The following is a 3,575-nucleotide window of genomic DNA, read 5'->3' on the forward strand; positions in this document are numbered from 1 at the left end:
GGCGGTCTGGCCATCGGTCTCATGGGCATGATTGCTGTCGTCACAATGCTCCCCTTGAAGCAGACCGAGGCCTTCCTCGCCATCGTCGACAAGGACACTGGCGTCGCCGAACGCGTGGTCGCGGTAGAAAAGGCCGGGATCGAACAGGCCGAGGCCATCCGGCAAAGCCTGCTCTTTGCCTATGTCACCGACCGAGAAACCTATGACCAGCACGACAATGAGTCCCGCATTCTGCGCGCCTACACCTGGTCCGAAGGCAATGCCCGCCAAGGCCTCGTGAGCCTTTGGACGGAAGGTAACGCCAACTATCCGCCCAAGCTTTACGGCCAGAATTCCAAAGTGGTCATCGATGTTCTGTCGATCACCCCGGTGACGGATACCACCGCGCAAGTGCGCTTCACCAAGACCTGGGTCTCCGATGGCGAAGGCGTGCCTGACAGGATCGGCAAGTTCACCGCGACCGTCACCTATCGCTTCGAGCCCTCCAAACAGACCGCGCTCGATCTCGTTTGGCAGAACCCCACCGGGTTTTTGGTGACGGACTACCGCATCACCGCAGAAACCTTGGCCCCTACGGAGGAATGACATGACCCATCCCCTGACCCTTCCTGCGCTAGGGCTTCTGATCTCGATCACCGCCCTGCCCGCCTTGTCCGAAACTGCGCCCAAACCCGGCAGTCATGATGCCCGTGTGACCTATGCCACCTATCAGGAGGGGCAGGTTTACCGGATAAACACGCGCCTCAGGAATGTGACCCTCGTTGAGCTTGGTGAAGGTGAGAAAATCCAGTCCATCGCCATCGGCGATCTCGAAAGCTTCAAGATCGACAAGCTGGAGCGCGCCAACCTTTTCATCATCAAACCCGTCGTCGCAGGGGCCACGACCAACCTGACGGTCGAGACGCAGCGCAACATCTACTTTCTGCAAATCACGGAAGGTGGCCGTGGAGAACCGAACTATTCGGTGAAGTTTACTGTGCCGGGCAGCACGCGTGCCGCCACCACCGGCAGCGAGATCCCCGCCTCTTTGCCCATGACCTACAAGATCATGAAAAAGGGCCGTGCCCTGCCCAGTTTTGCACCGGTCTCGATCTCGGATGACGGGCGCAAGACCACCTTTATCATCCCGCCCGGCGCGCCGATGCCAACGATCTTCCGGGCCGATGCCAAGGGTCAGGAATACTCGGTCAATTCCTCTGTCCGGGGCACAACAATTACGGTCAGCACCCGCTCTGAGCGTTGGGTGCTGCGATATGGCGAAGAATACGTCTGCGTCACAGCCGAGCCGGGGGTGAGCCAATGAGTGACGACACCCAGGCCGAAAAGCTCACCGCCCGCATGGAGCGCATGAAACCTTCCGAGGCTCCAAAGCGCCGCCGAGGTATCAATCCCTATGCGCTTTCCGCCGTGACGGCCGTCGCCGGTGTCGGCGTCGGGGCCTGGCTGGTTCTGGCCGCACCCGATGCCCCCGTCCCGACACCCGCCATTGAGACGGCCTCGGTCAGCGACTTTCAAGGCGACGGTACGGGAACCGACGGCTTCAGCGTCTCGCGGCCAAAGCCGCAGATCGTCCCTGCAGCACCAGACACATCTGAGGCAGAACGGCTGAAGGCCGAGATCGAAGCGCTGAACGCCCAGATCGCCGATCTGATGGCCAATCCGGTGACCGTCACCGATGAGGCCGCATTGGCAGACCTGAAGGCGCAGGTTGCTGCCCTTGATGCCGATGCAAAGGCCCGGGCGGCAGCTCTCTCCGATCTTGAGCGTGAAAACATCCGGCTGCAGACCGAGCTCGAGACAAAGGCGCTGATCGATGGCGATTCCGAGGCTGAGGCGGCGCGCGCTCGGGAAGAAGAACTGGCTCGGCGCAGGCAAGCGGCCGAGATGCTGAACGAGGCGCAGATCCACTCCGACATGGTGGCCCTGCGCTCCAGCATGGACATGGGCGGCGAGGCTGGCATTGCGGCCCCTGCCCCGGGTGCGCCGGGACAGACGGCCACAGGAGATGATGTGTTTCGCAGGGCTGGGGCCAAGGCGGCCGAGGTCCGGCAGGCAGAGGTCATTGCCGATCCTGCGCATACCGTGATGCAAGGCACCTTGATCGAAGCAGCTCTTGAGACCGCGATCAGCACCGATCTGGCGGGCAATGTCTCAGCCATTGTCAGCCATGATGTCTGGTCGTTTGATATGTCCCGCGTGCTGATCCCGCGCGGCTCGCGGCTCTTCGGGCGCTACGATTCCGAGGTCGATGCCGGTCAGCGGCGTGTGCTGATCGCCTGGGACCGGCTGGTCACAACCGATGGTCAATCCGTCAGTCTTGCAGCCTATGGCACAGACCGCATCGGGCGCTCGGGTCTGCCCGGAACCGTGCGAAACCACTTCCTCCAGCGGTTTGGCACCGCCGCTCTGATTTCCTTGATCGGTGCCGTCCCAACGCTGGCCGCCGACAAATACGCGGCCAATGAAGTGGCCTCCGACACCGCCGAAAACGTCGGCACCGATCTCGGCGAGGCGGTTAATACGGTGATGGCCGACTATCTCAGCATCCCTCCGACGATCAGCGTCAACCAAGGCGCGGTCGTGATGATCCGCGTCGATGCGGATCTGGCGTTTTACTGATGAGCTATCTCGACACTTATCTCGGACAGCTCGACGCCGCTTTGTCCAATCCGGCCGTCATGGAACTGGCGATCAATGCCGATGGATCGATCTGGCTGGAGCGCTCGGGGCAAATCCACATGACCCCAAGCGGCCTTGCCGCCCTGCCCGCCAGGGCGGTGCGCGACTTGGCCTCCCAGATTGCCAATTCGACCTCGAACACTTTCACGGAAACTGCGCCTCTGGTCTCGGCAGCGGTGCGGTATCGGGATCTGATGCTGCGCTGTCAGGTAGTGGGCACCCCCGCTGTCTCTGGCGGCACGGTGATTGGCATCCGGGTGTTTCGCTCCCGGCAGGGGGACGTGAAGCGGACGGCCAAATCCTTCAGCTTCCTGAGAGGACAGGAAAACTCCCTGGAAGAGGAGCGCCGCGCGATGGTGGCAGAGATCCGCGCTGGATCGGAAGGGGCGGATGTCGAGGCCTTCCTTGGCAAGCTCGTGTCCGAGCGGCTGAATGTGATCGTCTCCGGCGGCACGTCGACTGGCAAGACAGAACTGGGCCGCAAGCTCTTGGAAATGGTCGCCTCCGACGAGCGGATCGTCACGATCGAGGATTCCCTTGAGCTTCTGCCCGGTCAGCCCAATAGCGTCAGTCTCATCGCACAGCGTGATGAGGGTTCGCCCCGCTCGGCCGACAAGCTCTTGCAGGCCACACTGCGCTTGCGACCCGACCGGATTATCCTTGGAGAATTGCGCGGTGCTGAGGCGGCGACGTTTCTGGACGCGATCAACACCGGTCATTCGGGTTCGTTCACCACGCTGCACGCCCATTCGGCCCGCAAGGCCATGGACCGGCTGGCGCTTCTGGTGATGGCCCAAGGCACCAAGCTCAGTTTCGGCGAGGTCATCCGATACCTGCAAACCTCGATCGACGTGATCCTGCAGATGGGGCGCATCGGCGATCAGCGCGGGATCATG

At 62.1% G+C, this 3,575-nt stretch carries 4 protein-coding genes; all 4 read left to right on the forward strand.

What is annotated here, in order from left to right; translation table 11 throughout:
* Nucleotides 1–585 (forward strand): virB8 family protein (locus L0H65_RS16390; protein WP_301460255.1); only part of this gene is annotated, 585 nt, incomplete at its 5' end.
* A 1-nt stretch (nucleotide 586) separates the two neighbouring features.
* A complete protein-coding gene (locus L0H65_RS16395; protein ID WP_301460256.1) occupies nucleotides 587–1,303 on the forward strand; it encodes a TrbG/VirB9 family P-type conjugative transfer protein in 717 nt (238 codons plus the stop codon).
* Nucleotides 1,300–2,619 (forward strand): TrbI/VirB10 family protein, encoded by a 1,320-nt coding sequence (locus L0H65_RS16400; protein ID WP_301460257.1) that lies wholly within the window; start codon nucleotides 1,300–1,302, stop codon nucleotides 2,617–2,619. The genes L0H65_RS16395 and L0H65_RS16400 overlap by 4 nt, the downstream gene beginning before the upstream one ends.
* On the forward strand, nucleotides 2,619–3,575 hold a 957-nt coding region (locus L0H65_RS16405; protein ID WP_301460258.1), incomplete at its 3' end, for an ATPase, T2SS/T4P/T4SS family. The genes L0H65_RS16400 and L0H65_RS16405, both read left to right, overlap by 1 nt.

The organism is Pseudorhodobacter sp., assembly GCF_030452865.1.
Lineage (GTDB): Bacteria > Pseudomonadota > Alphaproteobacteria > Rhodobacterales > Rhodobacteraceae > Pseudorhodobacter.

What these genes read in the sequence shown, in the direction of transcription:
- L0H65_RS16400 (WP_301460257.1), top strand. Translation starts at nt 1,300, where the DNA reads ATGAGTGACGACACCCAGGCCGAAAAGCTCACCGCCCGCATGGAGCGC.
- L0H65_RS16395 (WP_301460256.1), top strand. Translation starts at nt 587, where the DNA reads ATGACCCATCCCCTGACCCTTCCTGCGCTAGGGCTTCTGATCTCGATC.